This window comes from Curtobacterium sp. B8, from assembly GCF_000333315.1.
In the GTDB taxonomy this organism is placed as follows: domain Bacteria; phylum Actinomycetota; class Actinomycetes; order Actinomycetales; family Microbacteriaceae; genus Curtobacterium; species Curtobacterium luteum.
Window position 1 is genome coordinate 1 of sequence record NZ_BACW01000388.1, and the last position, 1,529, is coordinate 1,529.

The 1,529-nt window shown below is 72.9% G+C and carries 3 protein-coding genes; 2 read left to right on the forward strand and 1 reads right to left on the reverse strand.

The window, feature by feature from the left end; all coding sequences use genetic code 11:
• Nucleotides 1–77 precede the first annotated feature (77 nt).
• Nucleotides 78–656, reverse strand: a complete 579-nt coding sequence (locus tag I59_RS09925) for a TetR/AcrR family transcriptional regulator (RefSeq protein WP_031273556.1) — start codon at nucleotides 654–656, stop codon at nucleotides 78–80.
• Nucleotides 657–729: 73 nt separating this feature from the next.
• Between I59_RS09925 and I59_RS09930 the strand changes: the two genes are divergently transcribed.
• Nucleotides 730–1,044, forward strand: coding sequence for a multidrug efflux SMR transporter (locus tag I59_RS09930; protein ID WP_022903737.1), 315 nt, complete (start codon nucleotides 730–732; stop codon nucleotides 1,042–1,044).
• Between the two features lie 10 nt (nucleotides 1,045–1,054).
• Nucleotides 1,055–1,435: a DMT family transporter gene (locus I59_RS09935; protein WP_376764447.1), complete on the forward strand. Its 381-nt coding sequence runs from the start codon at nucleotides 1,055–1,057 to the stop codon at nucleotides 1,433–1,435.
• Nucleotides 1,436–1,529 lie beyond the last annotated feature (94 nt).

A 1,529-nucleotide genomic window follows, 5' to 3' on the forward strand; every position in this document is an offset into this window, starting at 1 on the left:
GCTGCCGCTCGGTGTCAACCAGTCGGCGTGCCCGTCGCGCGGGACCGCGACGCGGGCGCCGGCACCGCCCCGGGGTCTCAGCGCGGGGCGAGGCCGTCCAGGTGCCGGTCGAGCACACGGATCGCCCAGTCGCCGGACTCCCCCGGCGCGAGGCGCGAGACGTGCATCGCGAGACCGTCGATGAGGGCGTGCAGCCGCTGCGCCTCGAACACACGCTCGGCCTCGGGCACGCCGACCAGGCGGACGATCTGCTCGGTCCACTGCTGCATGTCGGAGACCACACGGTCGAGCGCCGGCCGGAGCGCCGGGTCGGTCAGCGCCGCGTTGCCGAGCGCGAGGTAGACGTCGAGCTCGATGAGCCGCTCCTCGTCGAGGGGCAGCAGCTCGAGCAGGATGCGGCGGGCACGTTCCCGGTCGGGCAGCGTCTCGGGCACGGCGTCGACGCGGCGGGTGGTGGCGTCGAAGACGGTCTCGAGCGCGTGCGTCCGGACGCTCGCCTGCGTGGGGAAGACGTACCGGACGGTCGAGGGCGGGAGTCCGGCCTCGGCCGCGACGCCGCGCACGCTGAGCGCGCCGAGGCCGTTCCGAGCGAGCACCCGCGCCGCTGCGTCGGACACGATCCGGCGACGTTCTCCGACGTCGATGCTCCTGGCCACGGGTGCCATGTTCGCACGAGCGTGCTACTTTCTTTCTCGTACAGTTGTGCGACTATGCAGGAGGAGCAGAGCGATGACGTGGGTCGTGCTGGTGCTGTCCGGCGTGCTCGAGGCCGTGTGGGCCTCCGCCCTGAGCGCGTCTGACGGGTTCAAGAAGGTCGTGCCGACGATCGTGTTCGTCGCGGGCATGGCCCTGAGCATGGCCGGGCTGGCGTACGCGATGACCGCCATCCCGGTCGGGACGGCGTACGCGGTGTGGGTCGGCATCGGCGCCTCGCTGACCGTGGTCGTCGCGGTGCTCCGCCGGCAGGAGGCTGCGTCCCTCGCCCGCCTGGCCCTGGTGTTCGGGCTCGTGGCCTGCGTCGTCGGCCTCAAGGTGGTGAGCTGAGGTGGCGTGGGTGGTCCTGTTCGTCAGCGCCGCACTCGAGACGGTCTGGGCGACGGCGCTCGGCGAGAGCCACGGCTTCACCCGCCCAGGGCCGACCCTGGTCTTCGTCGCGACGATCGCGGTGAGCCTCGGCGCGTTCGGGTACGTCCTCCGGCACATCCCGATCAGCACGGCGTACGCGGTGTGGACCGGGACGGGCGCGGCACTGACCGTGCTCTGGGGCATGGCGACGGGCGCGGAGCCCGTGACGGCCCTGCGCCTGCTGTTCATCGCGGGGATCGTCGGGTGCGTGGTCGGCCTGAAGGTCGTGCCCGCGCGGCCGGCCGGTGCTGCCCGAGACTCGGCCGGTGCTGTCCGAGTCTCGGCCGGCGGTGCCCGAGACTCGGCGTAGGCGACACTTCTCGGGGTCGGGGGCGCGAGCAGTGTCGCCCAGCACGAGACTCGGCAGCGCCGGTCCGCGACGCAACCCATGAACGGCCTGGAGG

What these genes read in the sequence shown, in the direction of transcription:
- I59_RS09930 (WP_022903737.1), top strand. Translation starts at nt 730, where the DNA reads ATGACGTGGGTCGTGCTGGTGCTGTCCGGCGTGCTCGAGGCCGTGTGG.